This window comes from Desertihabitans brevis, assembly GCF_003327535.1.
Classification (GTDB): domain Bacteria; phylum Actinomycetota; class Actinomycetes; order Propionibacteriales; family Propionibacteriaceae; genus Desertihabitans; species Desertihabitans brevis.
In genome coordinates, this window is the sequence record NZ_QOUI01000003.1 from 86,903 (window position 1) to 109,080 (window position 22,178).

At 72.6% G+C, this 22,178-nt stretch carries 18 protein-coding genes; 8 read left to right on the top strand and 10 right to left on the bottom strand.

Going from position 1 to position 22,178, the window contains the following annotated elements:
• Positions 1 to 3: 3 nt before the first annotated feature.
• The 3 genes from DT076_RS05880 (at position 4) to DT076_RS05890 (ending at position 2,805) form a co-directional block, all read left to right on the top strand.
• Positions 4 to 1,083: an enolase C-terminal domain-like protein gene (locus DT076_RS05880; protein WP_114125745.1), complete on the top strand. Its 1,080-nt coding sequence runs from the start codon at positions 4 to 6 to the stop codon at positions 1,081 to 1,083.
• Positions 1,084 to 1,210: 127 nt separating this feature from the next.
• Positions 1,211 to 2,023 (top strand): 5-dehydro-4-deoxy-D-glucuronate isomerase, encoded by an 813-nt coding sequence (kduI, locus tag DT076_RS05885; protein ID WP_114125746.1) that lies wholly within the window; start codon positions 1,211 to 1,213, stop codon positions 2,021 to 2,023.
• The gene (locus DT076_RS05890; protein ID WP_199538997.1) at positions 2,020 to 2,805 is read left to right on the top strand and encodes an SDR family oxidoreductase; all 786 of its coding nucleotides are present in this window, start codon (positions 2,020 to 2,022) and stop codon (positions 2,803 to 2,805) included. The genes kduI and DT076_RS05890 overlap by 4 nt, the downstream gene beginning before the upstream one ends.
• Positions 2,806 to 3,474: 669 nt before the next feature.
• Here the strand turns inward: DT076_RS05890 and DT076_RS05895 are convergent.
• The 5 genes from DT076_RS05895 to DT076_RS05915 form a co-directional block, all read right to left on the bottom strand.
• The gene (locus DT076_RS05895; protein ID WP_114125747.1) at positions 3,475 to 4,890 is read right to left on the bottom strand and encodes a sulfatase family protein; all 1,416 of its coding nucleotides are present in this window, start codon (positions 4,888 to 4,890) and stop codon (positions 3,475 to 3,477) included.
• Positions 4,887 to 6,509 carry an arylsulfatase gene (locus tag DT076_RS05900; protein ID WP_233493692.1) on the bottom strand — a complete coding sequence of 541 codons (1,623 nt, stop codon included), beginning with the start codon at positions 6,507 to 6,509 and terminating at the stop codon, positions 4,887 to 4,889. Before DT076_RS05900 ends, DT076_RS05895 begins: the two co-directional genes overlap by 4 nt.
• Positions 6,510 to 6,574: 65 nt before the next feature.
• On the bottom strand, positions 6,575 to 7,489 hold the full coding sequence (locus DT076_RS05905; RefSeq protein ID WP_233493694.1) for a carbohydrate ABC transporter permease: 915 nt from the start codon (positions 7,487 to 7,489) through the stop codon (positions 6,575 to 6,577).
• On the bottom strand, positions 7,486 to 8,490 hold the full coding sequence (locus DT076_RS05910; protein ID WP_147264072.1) for a carbohydrate ABC transporter permease: 1,005 nt from the start codon (positions 8,488 to 8,490) through the stop codon (positions 7,486 to 7,488). Before DT076_RS05910 ends, DT076_RS05905 begins: the two co-directional genes overlap by 4 nt.
• Before the next feature lie 28 nt (positions 8,491 to 8,518).
• Entirely contained in the window at positions 8,519 to 10,057 is a 1,539-nt protein-coding gene (locus DT076_RS05915; RefSeq protein ID WP_114125749.1) for an ABC transporter substrate-binding protein, read from the bottom strand.
• 113 nt (positions 10,058 to 10,170) lie between these two features.
• On the opposite strand from DT076_RS05915, the gene DT076_RS05920 reads away from it, so the two are divergent.
• The 3 genes from DT076_RS05920 to DT076_RS05930 all read left to right on the top strand — a co-directional run bounded on the left by DT076_RS05920 (position 10,171) and on the right by DT076_RS05930 (position 13,113).
• Positions 10,171 to 11,232, top strand: a complete 1,062-nt coding sequence (locus DT076_RS05920) for a LacI family DNA-binding transcriptional regulator (RefSeq protein ID WP_158548056.1) — start codon at positions 10,171 to 10,173, stop codon at positions 11,230 to 11,232.
• Positions 11,233 to 11,281: 49 nt separating this feature from the next.
• Positions 11,282 to 11,818: a hypothetical protein gene (locus DT076_RS05925; protein WP_114125751.1), complete on the top strand. Its 537-nt coding sequence runs from the start codon at positions 11,282 to 11,284 to the stop codon at positions 11,816 to 11,818.
• A gap of 170 nt (positions 11,819 to 11,988) precedes the next feature.
• Positions 11,989 to 13,113 (top strand): GntR family transcriptional regulator, encoded by a 1,125-nt coding sequence (locus DT076_RS05930; protein ID WP_114125752.1) that lies wholly within the window; start codon positions 11,989 to 11,991, stop codon positions 13,111 to 13,113.
• Positions 13,114 to 13,189: 76 nt separating this feature from the next.
• On the opposite strand, the gene DT076_RS05935 is transcribed toward DT076_RS05930, so the two are convergent.
• The 4 genes from DT076_RS05935 to DT076_RS05950 form a co-directional block, all read right to left on the bottom strand.
• Entirely contained in the window at positions 13,190 to 14,296 is a 1,107-nt protein-coding gene (locus DT076_RS05935) for a glycoside hydrolase family 76 protein (RefSeq protein WP_114125753.1), read from the bottom strand.
• A 2-nt stretch (positions 14,297 to 14,298) separates the two neighbouring features.
• On the bottom strand, positions 14,299 to 15,567 hold the full coding sequence (locus DT076_RS05940) for an ABC transporter substrate-binding protein (RefSeq protein ID WP_114125754.1): 1,269 nt from the start codon (positions 15,565 to 15,567) through the stop codon (positions 14,299 to 14,301).
• Between the two features lie 92 nt (positions 15,568 to 15,659).
• On the bottom strand, positions 15,660 to 16,601 hold the full coding sequence (locus DT076_RS05945; protein WP_114125755.1) for a carbohydrate ABC transporter permease: 942 nt from the start codon (positions 16,599 to 16,601) through the stop codon (positions 15,660 to 15,662).
• Entirely contained in the window at positions 16,601 to 17,563 is a 963-nt protein-coding gene (locus DT076_RS05950) for a carbohydrate ABC transporter permease (RefSeq protein ID WP_199538998.1), read from the bottom strand. The genes DT076_RS05945 and DT076_RS05950 overlap by 1 nt, the downstream gene beginning before the upstream one ends.
• Before the next feature lie 133 nt (positions 17,564 to 17,696).
• Between DT076_RS05950 and DT076_RS05955 the strand changes: the two genes are divergently transcribed.
• Positions 17,697 to 19,217: a glycoside hydrolase family 76 protein gene (locus tag DT076_RS05955; protein WP_147264073.1), complete on the top strand. Its 1,521-nt coding sequence runs from the start codon at positions 17,697 to 17,699 to the stop codon at positions 19,215 to 19,217.
• A 167-nt stretch (positions 19,218 to 19,384) separates the two neighbouring features.
• On the top strand, positions 19,385 to 20,212 hold the full coding sequence (locus DT076_RS05960; protein WP_114125757.1) for an NAD-dependent epimerase/dehydratase family protein: 828 nt from the start codon (positions 19,385 to 19,387) through the stop codon (positions 20,210 to 20,212).
• 8 nt (positions 20,213 to 20,220) lie between these two features.
• Here the strand turns inward: DT076_RS05960 and nhaA are convergent, their stop codons facing one another.
• Complete coding sequence (gene nhaA, locus DT076_RS05965) at positions 20,221 to 22,125, bottom strand: Na+/H+ antiporter NhaA (protein ID WP_114125758.1); 1,905 nt, start codon at positions 22,123 to 22,125, stop codon at positions 20,221 to 20,223.
• Positions 22,126 to 22,178: the final 53 nt, after the last annotated feature.

A 22,178-nucleotide genomic window follows, 5' to 3' on the forward strand; every position in this document is an offset into this window, starting at 1 on the left:
ACCGTGCCCGACCCCGTGATCACCGCCGTCGACCTGCACCGCCTGCCCACCCGCTACCCCCGCACCGTGGGCCGCAACGCCCGTCTCGGCAGCCACGGCAGCGGCGGTGAGTCGGCCGTCGCGGTGCTCCGCACCGACACCGGACAGGTCGGCTGGGGGCTGACCGAGGGCACCGGCGGTGACCCGCGGACGGTGGTCGGACGGCCGTTGTCGGAGCTGGTCGACCCGGCCACCGGCGTCCGCGACCTCGACCACGCCTGGCTCGACATCGCCCTGCACGACCTGCTCGGGGTGGTGCACGACCTGCCGGTGCACGCGCTGCTCGGCAGCCGCGGCGCGACCACCGTCGAGGTGTACGACGGCGCCATCTACTTCGACGACCTCGACCCCGAGGACTCACCGGTCGGTGCCGCGGTGGCGGTCGAGAACTGCCGGGCCGACACCGCCCTCGGCCACCGCAGCTTCAAGCTGAAGATCGGCCGCGGGAACCGGTGGATGAGCCGGGCCGACGGCGACAAGCGGGACGTCCTCATCACCCGCTCGGTCCGCGAGGCGTTCCCCGAGGCCAAGGTGCTGGTCGACGCCAACGACGGCTACGACCTCGACGGCTTCCGCCGCTACCTCGACCAGGTGGCCGACTGCGACCTGTACTGGGTGGAGGAGCCGTTCCTCGACGACGCCGACGACCTCGCCACGCTGCGCCGCCACCTCGACGCGGTCAGCCCCACCACCCGGATCGCGGAGGGCGAGACCTCTCCCGACGTCGACGCGCTGCTCCCCGTCGCCGCGGCCGGGCACATCGACGTCCTGCTGATGGACGTCATGAGCTACGGGCTGACCCGGTGGCGGGCGCTGATGCCGGAGCTGGAGCGGATCGGCACCGTCGCCTCCCCGCACGCCTGGGGACGTCCGCTGAAGACGCTGTACGCCGCCCAGATGGCCGCCGGGCTCGGCAACGTCGAGGTGGTCGAGGGCGTCCCCGGCACCACCGACCTGGTCGACGACACCGCCTACCAGTTCGCCGACGGCCACCTCACCGTGCCCGACCGCCCCGGCTTCGGCCTCCCCGTCCCCCAGCTCTGAGCCCCGACGCACGCCACCGCACCCGATGTCCTGAGCCTGTCGAAGGACGCCCACCCAGACGCCGAACCCCCGCCCAGCGTCCTGAGCCCGTCGAAGGACGAGAAGACCGCACCACCCGAGGAGCCCCGTGCAGACCCTGCCCGCCACCCATCCCGACGACTTCCCCGTCCTCGACACCGACGGCCTGCGCGACCGCTTCCTGGTCGACGGGCTGTTCGCCACCGGGGAGGTCGGGTGGGCCTACGCGCACGACGACCGGCTGCTGCTCGGCGGCGTCGACCTGACCGGCGAGCCCCTCACCCTGGAGGCGCCGCCGGAGCTGGCCGCCGAGCACCTGTGCGACCGGCGCGAGCTGGCCGTGGTGTGCCTGGACGGGTCGGTGTCGGTGGAGACCGACGGGCAGACGCACGAGCTGGACGCCTTCGACGTGCTGTACGTGTCGCGGGGCACCGGGTCGGTGCGGCTCACCGGGACGGCCCGGGTGTACCTGGTCGCGGCGCCGGCGCACGCCGACCACCCGACCGCGGTCGGCCGCCGGGACGAGGTGTTCGGCGCCGACCTCGGCGAGCAGGAGCAGGCCAACGTCCGCACCGTCCGCCGCTACGTGCACGCCGACGGGATCGCCTCGGCCAACCTCGTGCTCGGCATCACCACCCTGGCGCCGGGCAGCGTCTGGAACACCATGCCCTGCCACACCCACCCCCGCCGGACGGAGGTGTACCTCTACACCGGGCTGGGCGACGGGCGGGTGGTGCACCTGGCCGGCCCGCCGACCCAGACCCGCTCGGTGGTGGTCGCCGACGGGCAGGCGGTGGTCAGCCCGGGCTGGTCGGTGCACACCGGCGTCGGCACCCGGGCCTACTCCTTCGTCTGGGCGATGGCGGGGGAGAACCAGGACTACGCCGACATGGACGTCGTCGACCTCGGGAGCCTGCGGTGAGCGGGGCGCTCGGTCCGGCCCCCCTCGGAGCAGCACTGTTCGACCTCACCGGCCGGACGGCCCTGGTCACCGGGGCCAACCGCGGTATCGGCCTGGCGATCGCGGAGGGGCTGGCCGCCGCCGGGGCCGACGTGGTGGCCGTCAGCTCCAGCATCGCGACCGAGGGCAGCGAGGTGGCCCGCCGGGTGACCGCGCTGGGCCGGCGCTGCGAGGCAGTCCGGGTCGACTTCTCCGACCGGGAGGCGGTGCTCGAGCTGGGTCGGACCCTGGCCGGGCGGGTGGACGTCCTGGTCAACAACGCCGGCACCATCCACCGTGCGCCGGCGATCGAGCACCCGCTGGACGCCTGGGACCGGGTGCTCGAGATCGACCTCACCAGCCAGTTCGCGCTCACCCAGCTGCTGGCCGCGCCGATGCTGGAGCGGGGTCGCGGCAAGGTGGTCTTCACCGCCTCGCTGCTCAGCCTGCAGGGCGGGATCAACGTGCCCAGCTACGCGGCCGCGAAGTCGGCGGTGGCCGGGCTGACCCGCGCGCTGGCCAACGAGTGGGCGCCGCGTGGGGTCAACGTCAACGCGCTCGTCCCCGGCTACATCGCCACCGACAACACCACCGCGCTGCGCGAGGACCCGGTGCGCGCCGAGCAGATCCTCACCCGGATCCCGGCCGGCCGCTGGGGCCAGGCCTCCGACCTGGTCGGCGCCGCGGTCTTCCTCGCCTCCGCCGCCTCGGACTACGTGCACGGCACGCTGCTGCCGGTGGACGGCGGCTGGCTCAGCCGCTGACGGCGGACGCCGCCCGCAGGGATTCCGTGCCGAGGTCGCCGCGCCCTGTCCGCGTCGGTGGGCAGTGGCGCGCCGCGGAGCCGGAGGTGCGAGGACGCTGGCGCGGAATCCCTGTGCCCGAGGCCAGCGGTCAGCGGCTGACCACGCCAGCGCGCTGAGCCCGTCGGAGCGCGGGCATCCCGCCCATCGACGGGTTCAGGGCGCTGGGGTCGGGTCGGCCGCAGACGTCCAGCCCGCGCCAGCGTCGAGGCGGGACGAACGCCCACTCGCGGCACCCCTCGCGGCGGCGCACCCCGTCGCTACGGGACGACTGCCCACTCGACGCGCTCCTCGGCGCCGCCTGCCCTCGTGGCCGCACTCTCGCCGCGGGACAGGCCCCACGACGCGCTGAGCTCGTCGACACGCGAGCCGAACCCGCCCTTCGACAGGCTCAGGGCGCTGGGGTCGGGCCCACCACGCACGTCCGCTCGCGTCGGCGGGAGAGCGCGAGGAGCGCCCACTCGCAGCACTCATCGGGCTGGCGTCCTCAGCCGAGCCCAAGGGCCGCCCACTCGTAGCACTCGTCGCGGCTCTGCCCCCGCGACGACAACGACCACCCACTCGCAGCACTCGTCGCGGCCCTGCCCCGCGACGGCGCAACGACCGCCCACTCGACGCGGTCGTCGGTCGTCAGCCGTGGCGGCCCCGCGGTGCGGCGACGTGGTAGCCGATGGACTCGCGCCAGCGCTGGTGCACCTCGATCAGCCGGGCCACCTCGTCGGGGCGTCCGGCGGCGAGGTCGATGCGCTCGCCCGGGTCGGCGGCCACGTCGTGCAGTATGAAGCCGTGGCCGGGGTCGGCGTGCTCGACCTGTCGGATCCCCCGCGCCTCGGGGCTGTCGCCGTCGACCCACCGCAACTTGAGGTCGCCGCAGCGCACCGCCCACTGGAACCCGCAGTCCCAGTGCAACGCCCGGTCCGGCGCGGTGCCGTCGCGCAGCAGCGGGGCCAGGTCGGCCCCATCGGCGTCCTCTACCTGCCCACCGGCGGCCGCGACCAGGGTGGGCACCAGGTCGAGCGCGCTCACCAGGCCGGTCCGCTCCGTCCCGCCCGACCAGCCGGCGGCCGGCCACCGCGCCAGGAAGGGCACCCGGACCCCGCCCTCGGCGAGCGTGTACTTCGAGCCCGACAGCGGGGTGTTGTCGCCGTAGTTGCAGGGTGAGCCGCCGTTGTCGGTGAGGTAGACCACCACGGTGTCCTCGGCCAGCCCCGACGCCTCGAGCTGGTCCAGCAGCCTCCCGACCTCGGCGTCCATCAGCTCCAGCTGCGCCAGGTAGTACCCGCGCCCGTGCTCCAGGTTCGGGCTGATCGCGCCGTCGTACCAGTCGGCGTAGCCGCCGGTGCCCTCGTCCCAGTCGCCCCGCGCCGGCAGTCCGCGACGCCGCAGCTCCTCGGCCGGCAGCTGCCAGCAGAAGTTGTGCACCGCGTTGAACGCCACCACCGCGAAGAAGGGACGTCCGTCGTCGGCGGCCACGAAGTCGCGAGCCCGGCGGCCGAGCTCCGCGGTGAGGAACCCCTCGAGCTCGACCTCCTCATCACCCTCGAGCATCGGCTGCACCCCCATCCGCCAGGACGCCTCCGGCCCGTACTCCTCGACCGCGGCGGAGGAGTGGCGCAGGTAGTTGAGCCGGCCCTGCTGCTGCCCGGCCAACCCGTAGAACGTCTGCTCGAACCCGTGCTGCGGCGGGCAGGCCCGGTCGCCTCGGCGTTCGTGGCCGTAGTGCACCTTGCCGAAGTAGCTGGTCCGGTAGCCCAGCTCCCGCACCCGCTCCGCCAGTGACGGCCCATCCGGGTCGAAGGCGGAGTTGTCGAACCAGGTCGCACCCCACCGCTGCGGGTAGCGTCCCGACATCATGGCCGCCCGCGAGGGGCTGCAGATCGGGGCGGTGACGTAGGCCTCGGGGCAGCTCACCCCGGAGGCGGCCAACCGGTCCAGCTGCGGGGTGCGGACGGCCGCGTCGTGCCCGAGGTGGCCCAGGTCGCCGTAGCCGTGGTCGTCGGAGACCACCAGCAGCACGTTCGGCCGCGCGGGCCCGGACGCGCTCACCGGACCGCCAGCTCGCTCACCCAGGACGCCTCGGTGCGCACCGGTCGGCCGGTGACCAGCTCCCCGTCGGCCACGAACCCCTCCTCGCGCCCCTCCAGGTAGCCGACCAGCCGGGCGCGCCAGTCGGCCACCTCGGCGGCCCGGGACGGGTCGGTGGAGAGGTCGTGCAGCTCGTGCGGGTCGGTCTCGAGGTCGAAGAACTGCTCGACACCGCGTGCGGAGGCCCACAGGTACTTCCGCCGCCCGTCGGTGACCCACTGCAGGGACTGCTCGAAGTGGGTGTGCTCGCCGTGGATCTCCGAGCGCCACCCCGGCCGCTCACCGCGCACGTGCGGCAGCAGGCTCCGGCCGTCCACCGTCGCGGGCACCTCCACCCCTGCCATCTCGAGCACGGTCGGCATCAGGTCGCGCAGCTCGGTGACGTCGTCGACCACCTGCCCCCGGGGGACGTCGGGGAAGAACGCGGGCGCCGGCCGGACGACGAAGGGCACGTGCGCGCTGCCCTCGTAGCCCACGCTCTTGCGGTACATGTCGTGGTCTCCCATCATCTCGCCGTGGTCGGAGACGAACACGATCGACGTCTCCTCGAACAGCTCGTGGTCGGCCAGCCCCTCCATCAGCCGGTTGATCTGCAGGTCGATGTGGCTGATGTTGCCGTAGTAGCCGCTCATCGCCCGGTGGTGGCTCTCGGGGTCGAGCCGTCCCATCACGGTCTGGTGGTAGCCGTCGCGGCGGAACTCCTCGAACTCCCCGATCCAGTCCCCCACCGGGGGCTGCACCCGCGGCCCGTGCCAGTACTGGTCGAAGGCCCACTGCGGCGGGTTGAACGGGGCGTGCGGGCGGTGGAAGGAGACCCAGGCGAAGAACGGCGCGGTGGGGTCGCGGCGGTCGAGGAAGTCCAGCGTCTCCTGCACCACCCAGTTGGTGGGGTGCAGGTGCTCGGGCCGGTTCCAGGGGATGGCCACCATCGAGTTGCAGCCGACGCCGTCGTCGAAGTAGTCACCCCCGGCGCCCACCTCGGGCTGGCGGCGCAGCCAGCGCAGGTAGTCGTCGTGGGCCTCCAGGTGCCGCCCGCCGTAGCGGCGTCCGAAGTGCAGGAAGCCGTCGTGCAGCCGGACGTCGTCGAACCCGCAGCGCGACCGCTCGGGGTAGACGTGCATCTTGCCGACGGCCTGGGTCTGGTAGCCGGCCTCGCGCAGCGTCGACTGCATGGTCACCGGGTGGGCCAGGTGGAACGGGACGCCGTCACGGTAGCCGGTCCGCCCGTGCCGTTCCTGGGACTGCCCGGTGAACATCGCCACCCGGGCCGGCACGCAGGTCGGGGTGGCGGAGTAGGCGCGGGAGAAGCGGGTGCCCTGCCCGGCCAGCTCGTCCAGGTGCGGGGTCTTCACCACCGGGTGCCCGGCCGCCGACAGCGCGTCACCGCGCCACTGGTCGACGCAGATGACCAGCACATTGGGACGGCTGGCCGGGCGCCGGCGGGGTCCGGCGGCCCGGCTGATGAGCAGCGGCGGGCCTCCGGCCGGTCCGGCGGTGGCGACGGGTTCGGGGTCGCCGGGGGCGGGGCCGACGCGGGCCGGCGCAGTGGGGTCGGCGGTGGGAGGCGGGTCGACGGGCACGGGCGTGGCTCCTCGGTCGGGGGTGGTGGTCGGCGGGTTCGAGGGGCCGGGTGGGCCCGCCCCGCTCACCCCTTCACCGCCCCGGCGATGCTCTCGACGAAGTAGCGCTGCAGGAAGAGGAACAGCACGATGATCGGCAGCAGGGCCAGCGTGGACGCCGCCGTCATCACCCCCCAGTCGCTGAAGTACTCGTCGCGCAGGGCGTAGATGCCGACCGACAGCGTCCGCAGGTCGGGCCGGGTCAGCGTCAGCACCAGGGGCAGCAGGAAGTCGTTCCAGGAGTGCATGAACTGCAGGATCACCGCGGTGGCGGTCACCGGCTTGGCCAGCGGCAGGTAGACCGTGGCGAAGATCCGCAGGAACCCCGCCCCGTCGACCCGGGCCGACTCCTCCAGCTCCTTGGGCAGCTGGCCGAAGAACCCGGCGAAGAGCAGCACGCTGATGATGCTGACCCCGCCGGCCTCGGCCAGCGTGACGCCCCACAGCGACCCGCTCAGCCCGATCCGCTCGATCAGGTCGTAGATGGGGATGATCGTGTAGCCCTCGGGCAGGAAGACCACCAGCGCGAAGACGCCGATGATCACCTTCTTGCCGACGAACCGGTAGCGGCCGAGCACGTAGCCCATCAGCGCCGAGGTGGTGACGGCGATGAGGATGGAGAAGCCGGTGACGAACACCGTGTTGAGGAAGTAGCGCCCGATCTCGGCCTGCTCCCAGGCGGCGGCGTAGTTGCCGATCCGCAGCACCGACGTGAACGGGTTGACCGAGCCGAAGATCTCCTGGTTGCTCTTCACCGAGGAGGTCAGCGTCCAGACGAAGGGGTAGACCCAGGCCAGGGCCAGCGGCACCAGCACCACGGTCATCCCCACCGCCCAGATCCGCTCCCGCCGGGAGAAGCGGGCCCGGGCCGGCTTCGGACGCGCCCGACGCGGGCGCGGTGCGTCCTCGGTCCGGGGCGGGCGGACGTCCAGCGCGGTCACCGGGGTGCTCCTGCCGGAGCGCCGGCGTCCACCGCCGGGGTGCCGGTGCGGCCGCGGCCGCCCATCCGGCGGACGGCCCAGAACTGCGCGAGTGCGAGGAGCAGGGTCGCGGTGCCGAAGAAGCAGCCCGCCGCCGAGGCGTAGCCCAGCCGGGGGAGCGCGCCGCCGTCGGGGGCGAAGGCCGTCCGGAAGATGTAGATCTCGATCACCTCGCTGCGGAAGTAGGGACCGCCCTGCGTCATCGCCTGGACGATCGCGAAGGCGTGCAGGTTCTCCTTGGCGGTGAGCACGATGATGATCACCGCGAACGGCACCAGGATCGGCAGGGTGATGTGGCGCATCAGCGCCCACGCCCCCGCCCCGTCCAGCCGGGCCGCCTCGTAGTACTCCTCGGGCACCGTCTGCAGCGCGGCGAGCCAGTAGATCATCGTGGTGCCGAAGTTCTTCCAGCCGTGCACCACCAGCGCGGTCCACAGCGCCAGGTCGGGGTCGGAGAGGAACCCGACCGGGGCGTCCACCACCCCGCTACCGGCGAGGACGGCGTTGACCGGTCCGTTGCTGGGGCTCAGCACGAAGGTCATCACCACGCCGATGATCGAGGCCGAGGCCATCACCGGCAGGAAGAACATCGTGCGGAACGCGACCGACAGCCGCAGCACCTGCCGGTTGAGCACGATCGCCAGCAGCAGCGCCAGCCCCACCCGCACCGGCGTCCCGACCAGCACGAACACAGCCGAGCGGCCGAAGGAGTCCCAGAAGAAGCGGTCACGGACGAGCTCGGCGTAGTTGGCCAGCCCGACGAAGGACATGTCGTCGGAGAAGCCGGACCAGTCCATCGTGGAGTACACCCACGACATCACCATCGGGTAGAAGGAGAACATCGCCGTCAGCACCAGGGCCGGCAGCAGGAACAGGTAGCACCAGCGGGTGGTGCTGCGCTCGTACCAGCCGCCCACCCGGGTCTGCACCCGGCGCTGCAGCGCAGGCGTCGTCGCACTCACCGGCGTCTCCCCGCGGTCGCGGCGGGCATCAGCCGAGCGCCTCGTAGTCGGCGGCGGTGTAGTCGCGGGTCGGGTCCCAGTTCTCGAAGACGTAGTCCTCACGGGTGACCGTCGAGCCCTTGGCCGCGGCCGCCGCGATGGCGTCGTCGAGCGCGGCGTTCATCGCCGCGTTGTACCGGCCGAGCTCACCACTGACATCGGTCAGCTCGCCGCTGAAGACGCCCTGCAGGACCTGCGACAGGCCCGGCTGCACCGGCTGGACCTCCAGCTGCACCATGCCGGCATCGGGGTTGCGCAGCTGCACCTGGGGCACCGCACGCATCACCTGGCGCGCGAGGTCGGCAGCCCGGCGGGCGTTCTCATCCAGCAGCCCGGGCTGGTCGGCGTCGGTGTTGGCCTGCTCGATCGTGGAGACCAGGTTGCCGCCGGAGAGCGCCACCATCGCCGCCTGTCCCGCCACCGAGCCCATGTAGGCGGCCAGCTGCCCGGCGACCTCGGGGTTCGGGGTGTCGGCGTAGACCCAGGTCGAGTTGGCGCCGGTCTCCTGGTAGGGCACCACGAACTCCGCGCCGTCGGGGCTCGGCATGGTCGCCATCGCGTACGACCAGTCCGGGGCCGCCCGCTGCCAGGCCGGGATGTCCCACGGCCCGTTGAGGATCATCCCCGCCACCCCGCTCGGCATCTGGGCGCGGGCGTCCTTCTCGTTCAGGGTGAGGAAGCCGGGCACGACCGACCCGTCGGCCACCATCGACTGCAGCAGCTCGACCGCCTGCACCATCTCCTCGGCGTCGAAGATGTACTCCCCGGTGGACATGTCCATCCCGCTGGCCGGGGCCCGCCACCCCGCCGACATGGCCAGGAAGGAGACGAGGTTGCTGAGGTTGTCCCCACCAGCCATCAACCCCGCTGGGCCGGTCTCGGTCACCGCCCTGGCCGCGGCCCGCATGTCGTCCCAGGTACGGATCTGCGCCACGGGGTCGTCGTAGCCGGCGGCCGACATCACCTCGGTGTCGAAGAACAGCATCCGGTCCAGCCGGCGCACCGAGTTGAGCGGGAAGGTGTAGGTCTTGCCGTCGAAGACGTGCACGCCTGGGATGAACGTGGTGGCGGGGAAGGCTGCCTTCCAGGTCTCGAAGTCGGGGACGATGTCATCCAGGGGGCGCACCCAGCCCTCATTGATCGCCACCTGCGCCGGCTGCTCCAGCGGGAGCGCGAAGACGTCGTGGGCGCTGCCGTTGCGGATGCCGAGCGGGACGACCTGGGCGACCTGCTCCCAGCCGCCGCCGTCGTAGCTGGTGGTGACGTTGGGGTGCTTGGCGGTGTAGGCGTCCAGCACCGCCTCGATGAAGACCGACTTGAGGTCGCCGCTGTCGACCCAGCGGAAGGTGACGTCGCCGGTGGGCGTGCCGGGGTAGTCGGGGAAGCTGATCTGGTCGGCCGGGGCCGGGCCCTCGGGCGTCCCGGTGCCGGTGTCGATCTGGCAGCCCGTGGCGAGCAGCGCCCCGCCGAGGGCGCCGGCTCCCAGCAGGGTGCGGCGGGACAGTGTGGTGCGACGCGGCAGGTCCACGGTTCGGCTCCTTCGCCTGAGTGGTTATGCGCCTAACCTGTCGTCCGGTCCGGGCTTCTGTCAAGAGGGTCGGACGGCTAGGGTCCGGGTGTGCGACGAGCGGCGGCCGACCGGTGACCGTCGACGAGCCGCGCCCGCGGACCGCCGGACGTCCGGCGACCCAGCGCGACGTGGCCGAGCTCGCCGGCGTGTCGGTCGCCACGGTCTCCTACGTGGCCAGCGGCCGCCGCGACCGCCGGTCCGCCGCCACGCCGGAGGTGACGGCGCGGGTGCGGGCGGCGATGGAGCAGCTGCACTACCGCCCGCAGCGCGCCGGCCGGGTGCTGCAACGCCGGCGCACCGACCTGGTGGCGATCGCGGCCTACACGCCGTACAACCCGTGGGGGTTGGCGCTGATGAACCAGGTCGAGGAGGTCGCCGAGGCCCGTGGCCTGGGGGTGGTGACGCTGCGGTACGGCCACAGCGTGTCCCGCACCGACCGCGCCGAGCACCTGCTGGCCGACGGGATCGCCGACGCCGCGGTGGTGCTCGCCCGGCCCGACTTCGGCGCCGACCGGCTCGACCGGGTCGCCGCCTCGGGGGTGCCGGTGCTGGCGATCGGTGCGGAGGGGATCGAGCGGAGCCCCGACGCCGCGTGGGCGGCGCTCGTGCAGGACCAGTACCCCGCGCTCGAGGCGGGCCTCGACCACCTGCTGCGCACCGGCTCGCGCCGGGTCGCCTACCTCACCGAGGGCGACGCGGACAGCCCGCGGACCCGCTCCTTCCGCCGGGCGGCGGACGCCCTCGGCCTGGACCCCGCGCGGGTGGAGCTGGCCTTCAGCGGGACCAGCACCAGCCTCACCTCGCTGGAGACCTACCAGGCGGTGCGGGCCCTGCTCGACCGTCCGGACGCCGAGCGCCCGGATGCACTGATGGTCAGCTCCGACCGTGGTGCGATCGCCACCCTGTGGACCGCGATCGACCTCGGTCTGCGGGTTCCGGAGGACCTGCGCATCATCGGCGCCGGCAACACCCCCGACGGGACGGCCGTCAGCCCGCCGCTGAGCACGATCGGCTGCGACGCCGTCGCCTACCGCCCGGCGGTGGAGCACCTGCTGGCGCGGATCGACGACCCCATCCTGCCGCCGGAGCGGATCTCGGTGCCCTGGCGGCTCATCCTGCGCGGCACCACCTGAGCACCCCGACCGCGCGCGGGTGACCGTCCGGGCTGCTTCACTGGAGCCGGTGAGCACCTCCGACCCCCAGGCCGACCGGACGCTGCCCGACTCGCTGGAGACCTACCTGCGGGTGTGGTGCGCCGACCTGCTGGTCGGGCTGGGCCCGCGGGAGCGCCAGCACCTGGTGCAGGCGGTGCAGGACGTCTACCGCGGCGGGCCCTGGCCGTCCCGGCTGATGGTGCAGCGGCAGGCCGAGCTGCTGTCGGCACGGATCGACCTCGCCCAGCTCCGCGACGACGCGATCACCCGCCACCACCGGCTGACCGACGACCTGCTGCTGCTCAGCGTCCCGGCCGAGCACCCGGGCGCGGTGGACCGGCTGAGCCGCCGGCCGGCAGACCGGGCGCTGCTCGACGGCGTCGACCTGGCCCACCGCGAGGGCCACCTCGACGACGCCGAGCTGCGCACCGTGCTGGAGGGGGCGACCGCCCGGACGCCGCTGCCCGACCCGGTGCCCGCCCCGCCGGAGTTCCCCGACCTGCCGCCGGACCATCCCGAGTCCTGGGCGCGGTGGCAGGACCGCGACCCCGACGCGCCGCGCTGACCGCCCCACCCGGCCCAGGCGCCGGTGTGGTCAGATCGTCGGTTGCCGACCCCGCAGGACGACGCCCCGGCCACACTCGCCCTCGGACCGTGGGCCAGCCCGCCGTGCTAGCGTGGCATTGAATATAAGGAAGGACCGGGCGCCGGGCGCCCCCGACGAGAGCGAAGGCCGTGGCCGCCCTCTACCGCCAGATCTACGAGCAGCTGCGCACCGACATCGAGCAGGGCCGTCTCACGGTCGGGGACCGACTGCCCACCGAGACCGAGCTGGCCCGCCAGCACGAGGTCAGCGCGATCACCGTGAAGAAGGCGCTGGACCTGCTGCGCCAGGACGGCATGATCGTACGCCGGCCCCGCCTGGGCACCTTCGTCACCGCGCCGAGCCCGCAGCCACGGACGTCCACCGAGCAGCCGGCGGCGCTGCCGCTGGTCGGCTGCGTGCTGACCAACTTCGACGACACCTTCGGCACCCATCTGCTCGGCGGTCTCCTGGACGCCGCCGCCGGCCAGGCGCTGCTGGTGCCCCGGCGCTCGCACGGGCAGGCCGACACCGAGGAGCAGCTGATCCGCGAGCTGGTGGCCAGCGGCATCCAGGCGCTGGTCCTGGAGCCGAGCTCCTCGGAGTACGTCGCGCCGGCGGTGCTGGAGCTGATCACCGGACGGTTCCCGCTGGTCATCGTCGACCGGGTGCTGGAGCGGTTCCCGGTCTCCACCGTGGGCTCGGACAACGTCGCCGCCGCCCGCGCGCTGACCGAGCACCTGTTCGGCCTCGGGCACCGCTCGATCGGCTTCGTCAGCGCCTCGAGCCACGTGTCCACGCTGGGCGAGCGGCGTCAGGGCTTCCTGCTGGCCCACGCCACCTTCGCCGTCCCGCACGACGAGGCGGCGGTCTTCACCGAGGTGCGCTCGACCCAGCCCGCCCTCGGCGGCGACCTGCACGAGGACCTCGCCGGACTGGAGGCGTTCGTGGCCGCCCACCCCGACCTGACGGCCTTCGTGGCGACCGAGTACAACATCGCGCTGCTGCTGCACGAGGCCTGCCGACGGGCCGGGCTGGACGTCCCCGGCGAGCGCAGCATCGTCTGCTTCGACTCCCCCGACCGGGTCTTCGACGTCCGCGGCTTCCGCTACACCCACGCCCGCCAGCACCAGGAGCGGATCGCCGCGCTGGCCCTCGCCCAGGCGCTGCGGCAGGTCGCCGACCCCACCGCCATCTCCAAGGAGCAGCTCCCGGTCGAGCTGGTCGAGGGCGACTCCACCCTCGCCCTGCGCCGCCGCCGGACCCGCCGCAGCTGACCGCCGAACCCCACGCCGCCGGGCCGGAACGCGACGACGTCCCCGCCGTGGCTCTGCGGCAGGGACGTCGGCGGGTTCAGGCGAGGCGGGTGTCGGCCGGACGGCCCTCCTCCAGACGCGCGCGCAGCTCGGTGGCCTTGATGGCGCTGAGCAGGGCCGAGTACGGCATCGGGCCCCCGGCCGGACGCCGCCAGTCGGTGCCGGGCAGCAGGTGGCCGTCGACCACGCTGCTGGCCCACAGCGCGTCGGTGCTGGTGCGGACGAAGCCGGCCAGCCGCTCCCGGACGTCCTCGGCCCCGTCCACCGCCGCCAGCCGGTCCAGCAGCAGGCCGTAGTAGCGGTAGGCGATGCCCTTGAACAGCCCGACGTCGCCGCCGTCGCCCTCGTCGCCGAACACCTCGCCGTCGCCGAGCGCGGTGAGGGAGGTCAGCGCGGTCCGGCCGGCCCGCTCCAGCAGCGAGGCGTCGCCGGTCACCTGCTCCACCGCCAGCAGGGCACCGACGTAGAGGCCCTGGTTGTAGGTGTAGCGCCAGTCGACGTCGACCCGGCCGTCCTGCTCGCGGTTGACGCCGTCATGGACGAACCCGTCGGGCTCGACCAGGTGCTCCTCGAGCCAGGCGAGCGCCTGCTGGGCGTAGGGGAGGTGGCGCGGGTCGCCGGTCAGCTGGTGCAGGCGGGCCGACAGGATGATGAGCGGACCGTTGGCCGGGGTGTTCTTGTAGTGCAGCGACTGCTTGCGCCAGGCCAGGCTCTCCCCGTGCGTGGTGTTCCAGCCGTGCTCGACCACGTGCTCCCACAGCGCCACCGACTGCTCCAGGTGGCGGGCTTCCCCGCCGGCCCGGTGCAGCCGGAGCAGGGCGAGCGCCCACCAGAGCATGTCGTCGAAGTAGTCGTTGAACAGCTCGCCGCCGTTGCGCTGGCGGATGTTCTCGCTGACCGCGTCGGCCTCGGCCAGCCAGGCCGGGTCGCCGGTGCGGTGCCAGGCGTCCAGCCGGACGTCGACCACGTGGGCCAGCCACCAGTAGTTGAACACCGAGTCGTCGCCGGCGGGGTGGCTGTTGTGCCAGCGCTGGGGCGGTGCGGTGCCGTACCAGTGGTCGAGGCTGGCCTGGGCGACGTCGGCCCGTGCGCCCCACTCGGCGACGGTGCCCGGCCCCGCGGTCAGCGTGGTGGTGTCGGTCATGCTCAGCTCCGGTTCTCGGTGAGGATCTGGTTGCCCATGGTCTCGGCCTCGGCCAGCGCCTGCTCGGCACCGATCTCGCCGGCCAGGAACTTCTGCAGGGCGGGGATCAGCGCCTTGCCCTCCATGTCGGAGTACCCCGGCACCGACGGACGCACCTCGGCGTACTCCATGGTCGCCACCAGCGCCTCGTACTTGTCGTCCTCGGTGAAGAAGGCGTCCTGGGCGGCGTCCCGGTTGGCCGGGATCTGCCCCGACAGCTTGCCGAACTCCAGCGCGTTGGCGGGGTCGGCGCACCACCAGCGCATCAGCTCCCAGGCGCCGTCGGCATTGCCGGCACCGGCCGGGATGGCCAGGCCGAAGCCGCCCATGCCGGCGGCCTTGTCACCGTTGGGCCCGGCGACCGGCTCGGCGGTGCCGTAGGACAGGTCGGCCACCTTGTCGTAGTCGGTGAACGACCACGGCCCGGTGTAGGTCATCGCCACCTTCCCCTCCGCGAACGGCACCCCGCCCTGGCCGAAGCCGAGCTCGTAGACGCCGGCGTCCATCAGCTGCTGCCAGAACTGCAGCACCGCCAGCCCCTCCGGGGAGTTGAAGCCGACCGTCGCCTCGCCCGAGATCATCGAGCCGCCGGCCTGGCGCAGCCAGATGCTGAACAGGCCGGGGTCGTCGAGGGCGAAACCGGACACCTCGAGCGCACCACCGGAGCGCTTGGTGGTGGCCTCGGCGGCCGCCAGCAGCTCGTCCCAGGTGGTGGGCGGCTCGACGCCGGCCTCGTCGAGCAGCGTCACGTTGTAGAACAGCGAGCGGTTGTCGACGATCACCGGCAGCCCGTACAGGTCGTCGCCGACCCGCAGCTCCTGCACGGCCTGGTCATACATCTGGGTGAGGTCGACGCCGTCGGCCTCGACCCGGCCGGTGATCGGCTCCAGCGCACCCTTGGGCACGTAGAGCGGGGTCTGGAAGCGGTCCCACAGCACGACGTCGGGCACCTGCCCGCTGGCCAGGCCGGTGAGCAGCTTCTGCTCCATCTCCTCCTGCGCGACGTAGCGCAGGGTCAGGTCGGGGTGGGCGGCGTTGAAGAGCTCGGCCAGCTGCTCCATCTGCTTGGCCTGGTCACCGACCCAGCTGCCCCAGAAGGTCACCTCCCCGGTGGGGGCGCCGCCGGCGGCCGCGCCACCGCCGGAGGAGGCGGGTCCGCCGCAGGCGGCCAGCGCGGTGGCGGCCGAGGCGCCGAGGGCGAGGGAGCCGAAGGCCCGTCGGGAGAGGTTCATGGTGTCGTCCTTTCGATCACAGCGTCGTGAGGCAGAGGGGGTCGTGAGGCAGAGGGGTCGTGACGGGTGGTGCGGGCAGAGCTGGGCCGACGTCACTTCGTGCCGATGTGGGCGATGCCCTCGATGATCCAGCGCTGGCAGACGAGGAAGAGCACGAGCATCGGGACGCTGGTGAGGATGGTCCCGGCCATCAGCGGCCCGAAGTCGGTGGTGCGCTCGTTGACGAAGGACGACAGCGCCACCTGCACGGTGAGCATCCGTTCGTCGTTGAGCACGATCAGCGGCCACAGGAAGGCGTTCCAGCCGCCCTGCAGCGTCATCACCCCGAGCACCGCCAGCCCGGCCTTGGCCAGCGGGAGGTACACCTGGGCGAAGATCCGGAACTCCCCCGCGCCGTCGATCCGGGCGGCCTCGCCCAGCTCGTCGGGCAGGGACTGGAAGAACTGCTTCATGAAGAAGACCGCGAACGGGCCGGCCGCCCCGGGCAGCACGACCGCCCAGAAGGTGTTGATGAAGCCGAAGCCGCCGTCGCCGAAGAGGTCGTTGCCGCCGACCAGCGGGAAGTGCCGCAGCACCAGGAAGGTGGGCACCATCGTCACCACGCCCGGCACCATCATCGAGCCGAGGAAGACGGCGAACACCGACCTCCGGCCCCGGTAGCGCAGCTTCGCCAGCGAGTAGCCGCCGAGCGCGCCGAAGAAGAGGTTGGTGACGGTGCCGGCGATCGCCAGGAAGGCGGAGTTGCCGAGGTAGGCGGCGAACGGGGTGGCGGTGAAGACCGCGACGTAGTTCTCCAGCGTGGGCCGGCTGGGGATGATCGACAGGTAGCTGCCGAGGACGTCCTCGGCCGGCTTGAGCGAGGTGGCGAGCGTCCACACGAACGGCATCACGGTGGCGAAGGCGATGGCGAGGCAGCCGATCCACCAGGCCACCCGGCCGACCTGCTGCAGCGGGGTGCGACGACGACGGCGGGTCGGGGCGGGCGCGTGCTGCGGGGTGGGGACGGTCGCCGGGTCGATCGAGACGGTGGTCATCACTCACCCACCCTGTTGATCCGGGCGTTGATCAAGGAGAACACCATGATGATCAGGAAGAGCACGAAGCTCAGCGCCGAGGCGTAACCCATCTCCAGGGAGTCGAAGCCGCGGTCGAAGATGTAGTAGACGAGGGTCACCGTGGAGTTGCCCGGGCCGCCCTTGGTGAGGATGTAGGCCTGGTCGAAGACCTGGAAGGCGCCGATGATCTGCAGCGTCGAGACGAGGAACATCACCCGCGAGATGCCGGGCAGGGTGACGTGGCGGAACTGCTGCCAGGCGTTCGCGCCGTCGATCCGGGCCGCCTCGTAGAGGTCGCGCGGCACCCCCTGCAGCCCGCCGAGGAAGATCACCATGTTGGCGCCGAACCCGGCCCACACGCTCATCACGACGATGGCCGGCATCGCCCAGGTGGACTCGTGCAGCCACGCCGGGCCGTCGATGCCGAACCAGCCGAGCGCCACGTTGAACACGCCGTAGGTGGGGTTGAGCAGCCAGAACCAGATCGAGGCGGTGGCCACCGAGCTGGAGACGACCGGGATGTAGAAGAGGGTGCGGAAGATCCGGGCGGAGCGGGCGTTGCGGTTGAGCAGCAGCGCCGAGCCGAGGGCGACCGCGATGCCGAGCGGGACGTACAGCGCGGTGTAGTAGGCGGTGTTGCGCAGCGCGACCCAGAAGAAGGCGTCGCCGAAGACCCGGGTGTAGTTCTCGACGCCGACGAAGCCGAAGTCGCCGATGATCGAGTAGTCGGTGAGGCTGAGCACCAGCGCGGCGACGATCGGGATGGCGAAGAAGACCACGAAGAGCGCCACCGGCACCGCGATGAAGAGCCAGCCGCTGACGGCCTGCTGGCGTCGGGTCGTCGACGGCGGCAGGAGCCGGCGGGGTGGCCGCAGCGCGGACGGCCCGGGTGGGGCGGCCGACGGTTGCGCACGGACGGTGCTGTCCATGATCGAGGTCACATCGTGCTCCCTTGCATCGGTGTGGCTCACATATATTCATATGTTTGTTGCGGCGTCAAGCGTGCATTGCATACGTGCTGAATGGAGAGAAACCCTTGACGGCCGTCCGCGCGGCGACCTAGCGTCCCGGACCATGCGATCACCGTCGATCCGCGGCCGGTTGGCCGTCCTCACCCTCCCCCTGCTGGTGGCGCTCCTGGCCACCCTCGCCCCCGCCGCACCGGCCCGGGCGACCACCGAGACCACCGCCGAGACCGCGATGGCGGCCTACGTCGACGCGTTCTGGGACCCCGACGAGCAGTACTTCACGACCTACTCCGACGGCCGGCCGCGCGGCGGCGTCGGCCCCGAGAACGGCACCTACAGCGACTTCTGGTGGGAGGCCCGGCTGTGGGAGGTGGTGATGGACGCCTGGGAGAGCACCGGCGACCCCGAGTACCGCGCCATGGTCGACCAGGTCTTCGACGGCTTCGTCGCCCACTACCCCGACTTCGGCTCCGACTTCAACGACGACGTCAACTGGTGGGCCATGGGCGCGGCCCGGGCCTACGAGATCACCGGCGACGAGCGCTACCTGGAGACCTCGCAGCAGCTGTTCGCCCGGATCTGGGCCGACCGGGACGAGACCTACGGCGGCGGCATCTGGTGGCGCCACTCGGTGCAGGACCAGAAGAATGTCGCCACCAACGCCCCGGCCGCGCTGACCGCCGTCCGGCTGGCCCGCCACACCGGCGACGAGGCCTACCTCGACCGGGCCGTGGAGCTGTTCACCTGGGTGGACGAGGCGCTGGTCGACGACGACGGCCACGTGCACGACCACTGGGAGGGCGAGGACACCCTGGTCCGCTGGGACTTCACCTACAACTTCGGCACCTACATCAGCGCCGCCACCGCGCTGTACGAGGAGACCGGCGACCAGACCTACCTCGACAAGGCGCTGCTGGCCGCGGTCTGGGTGACCACCCGCCTCACCAACGGCGGCACCTTCCGCGACGAGGGCATCGGCGACGGTGGCGGGTTCAAGTCGCTGCTGGTCCGGGCCCTGGTCGACCTGGTGCAGCGGCACGGGCAGGAGCAGTACCTGGAGCAGCTGCAGGACAACGCCACCCAGGCCTGGAACCACCGGCGCTCCGACGGGCTGATGGGCCCGGACTGGTCGGCGCCGACGTCCAGCGGCCCGCTGCAGAGCCTGGCCGCGAGCTCCGGGCTGACCGCGGTGCTGCTGGTGCCGCCGGACGGCGTCCGCGGGGTGCTGGCCGAGTCCGGGGTCTACGAGGCCGAGAACGCGTCGGTCGTCGGCATCGACCTCGAGGCCACCTCCCCGGGCTGGACCGGCCGCGGTTACCTCGCCGGATGGGGCCAGGACGGCGAGCAGGTGACCTTCCACGTCAACGTGGCCCGCGCCGGCAGGCACACCGTCACGTTGCGCTACGCCGGTGACGACGGCGACGCCACCCGGATGGTCATGCTCAACTCCCGGGTCTGGGACGTCTCGGTCGACTTCCCCGAGACCGGCGGCTGGGACCGCTGGACCACCCAGGAGATCTCGCTCCCGCTGAGCAAGGGCCACAACTCCATCCAGATCCGCCTCGACGAGGCCTCGGACAACCTGGCCCACCTCAACCTCGACCGGATCGAGCTCACCCGCCCCTGACGCCCCCCGCACGTCCGCCCCGCGAGTGTGGGCGAATCGTCGTACAGCCCAGCCGGATACCGACGATTCGGCCACATTCGCGGATGCCGGGGTGGGCCGGGGACGGGCGGGGTGGCCGGGGCGGGGTGGCCGGGGCGGGGGAGGGGCGGACGCCTAGGGTCGCAGACATGACCGAGACGCGACGCCGTGTGCTGCTCACCGGGGCCACCGGCTACATCGCCGGCCAGCTGCTGCCCGCCTTCCGGGAGCGCTACGACCTCACCCTGGTGGACGTCCGCCGCACCGACCGGGACGGCCGCGAGCTGCCCGACGTCCAGGTGGTGGATGCGCTCGACGACCCGGAGGGACGCTTCGACGCGCTCTGCCGGGGGATCGACACGGTGGTGCACTGCGGGCACCTCAAGCCCGAGACGCCGTCGTACGCCGCCGAGCGGCGCAACGTCGACCTCACCGCACGCGTGTACGAGGCGGCTCAGGCCGCGGGGGTGCGCCGCGTGGTGGTGACGAGCACCAACCAGGCCAGCAAGTGGTACGAGCGGCCGTGGCGGGAGGGGCTCGTCGACCGGGTCGGGCCGGAGGACTACCCGCGCCCCGACACCTGGTACGGCTGGGCCAAGGTGGCCTACGAGTCGATGGGCTTCCTCTACGCCACCGGGCAGATCGGCCCGGCGCTGCCCAACGTGCAGATCCGCATCGTCGCCCCGCGCCCGATCCGCGCCGCCGACTTCGCCGACCGGCCCGTCGCGGACTTCCACCGCGACCTCGCCGGCTACGTCAGCCCGCGCGACCTGCAGCAGCTCTACGTCCGCTCGATCGAGGCCGCCTCGGTGGACGACGAGCACGGGGTGCCGTTCCAGATCTTCTACGGCGTGTCGGCCAACGCGCGCACCTTCTGGAGCACCGCCAACGCCCGGCGGGTGGTCGGCTACGCGCCGCAGGACGACTCCGAGCGCGCGTTCGCCGACGAGATCGCGCAGGTCTTCGGCGCCGGCTGACGCCCGGCTCAGGAGCGGGCGGCGTCGGCCTCCGGACGTGCGGTGGAGACGTCGTCGGTGTCGCGCGCGCGGCGCAGGGCCTCGATCAGCGACCGTGCGTCGTGCGGGCCGGTGTGGCGGCGTCCGTTGATGAAGATGGTCGGCACGGCGGTGATCTCCATCGCCTCGGCGTCCAGCATGTCGTCGCGGACCCGCCCCGCGACGCCCGGCGAGACGAGGTCGGCCTCGAAGCGGTCGACGTCCAGCCCGAGCTCCTCGGCCCGGCGCAGCATGTCGCGGGGCTGCTGGTGCAGCTGGTCGGCGAACAGGCTGCGCTCGAACTCGAAGAACTTGCCCTGCCGCGCCGCCGCCTCCGACGCCTCCGCCGCGGCGATCGCATTCGGGTGGTAGCGCAGCAGCGGGGCGTGGCGCCACACGTAGCGCAGCTCCCCACCGAGCTCGCGGACCACCTCCTGGATCGCCCCGGACGTCTTGAGGCAGAAGCCGCACTGGAAGTCGCCGTACTCCACCAGCGTCATCGGCGCGTCCATCGGCCCGTAGACGTGGTCGCGCGCCGTCACCGGGCGCTGCAGCACGTGGCCGACCTCCTCCGCCGGGTGGGCGTGCTCGGTGAGGCGGAAGATGAGCGTCGCCAGTCCGAAGGCGATGGCCGAGGCGAGCAGGATGCCCATCCGGGCCTGGTTCGCGACCGCCTCGTCGTCGATGGCGAGGTCGACGATGAACAGCGAGAGCGTGAACCCGACGCCGCACAGCGCCGCCCCGCCGGCCAGCCGGCCGCGGGTCAACCCCGGGCCGAGCTCGCCGATCCCCAGCGCCCGGACCAGGGCGGTGGAGCCGAGGACGCCGATCAGCTTGCCGACCACCAGCCCGACCACCACACCCCAGGTGACCGGGGAGACCGCCGCGGCCGCGAGCCCCTCCATCGACACCTGCACCCCGGCGTTGGCCAGCGCGAACAGCGGCAGGATGACGAAGGAGACGTAGGGGGCGTAGGCCGACTGCAGCCGCTCGTTGATCGAGATCGACTCACGCAGGCTGTTCGCGGCGGCGCGGGCGTACTCGGTGGTCGGGGACTGGCGGAAGGTGCGGGCCAGCGCGAGGGCGTGCTCGACGTCCTGCCGGCTCGGCCGGTACACCGGCACCAGCAGCGCGACGGCGATGCCGGCCAGGCTGGGGTGCACGCCGGAGGCGAGGAAGGCCAGCCAGACGATGATCGCCAGCGTGGTGTAGATCGGCGCGCGACCGCTGGGCAGGTGCCGCGTGAACCAGATCCCGACCATGCCGGCGGCGGCCACCAGCAGCGGCACCGGGTCGAACTGCTCGGTGTAGAACAGCGCGATGATCGTCAGCGCGCCGATGTCGTCGACCACGGCCAGCGCGAGCAGGAACACCCGCAGCCGGCCACCGGCCCGGGGGCCGATGAGGGCCAGCGCGCCGACGAGGAAGGCGGTGTCGGTCGAGATGACCACCCCCCAGGCGCTCTCCCACCCCGAGCCGCGCGCCACCAGGACGTAGAGCAGCGCGGGCACGACCAGCCCGCAGAGCCCGGCGACGACCGGGACGACGGCCCGCGACCAGCTGGTCAGCTCGCCGATCGTCAGCTCACGGCGCACCTCCAGCCCGAGGGTGAAGAAGAACAGCGCCATCAGCGCGTCGTTGACCAGGGCGTGCAGGGTGAAGTCGAGGGTCAGGTCACCCAGTCCGAGCACGAGGTGGGTGTCCCAGAAGGTCTCGTAGCTGTCGTGGGCGACGTTGGCCCACACGATCGCCAGCGCGGTGGCGAGCAGGAGCAGCAGCGCCCCGGTGCGGGTCGGACCCATCCGGCGGACGAAGCTGGCGATCGGGATCTCCCGCCGGTTCGGGTCGGGACGCTCCGGATCGGGCGAGGTGTCGATGACGACGGGAAGCGACATGGCGACCCCCTGACGTGGCTGGGCTGCTGGGACGGCCGGTGCAGGGATCGCCG

Coding starts and splice junctions, on each gene's coding strand:
- DT076_RS05935 (WP_114125753.1), bottom strand. CDS start 14,296: ATGACCGACACCACCACGCTGACCGCGGGGCCGGGCACCGTCGCCGAG.
- DT076_RS05940 (WP_114125754.1), bottom strand. CDS start 15,567: ATGAACCTCTCCCGACGGGCCTTCGGCTCCCTCGCCCTCGGCGCCTCG.
- DT076_RS05945 (WP_114125755.1), bottom strand. CDS start 16,601: ATGACCACCGTCTCGATCGACCCGGCGACCGTCCCCACCCCGCAGCAC.
- DT076_RS05955 (WP_147264073.1), top strand. CDS start 17,697: ATGCGATCACCGTCGATCCGCGGCCGGTTGGCCGTCCTCACCCTCCCC.
- DT076_RS05960 (WP_114125757.1), top strand. CDS start 19,385: ATGACCGAGACGCGACGCCGTGTGCTGCTCACCGGGGCCACCGGCTAC.
- nhaA (WP_114125758.1), bottom strand. CDS start 22,125: ATGTCGCTTCCCGTCGTCATCGACACCTCGCCCGATCCGGAGCGTCCC.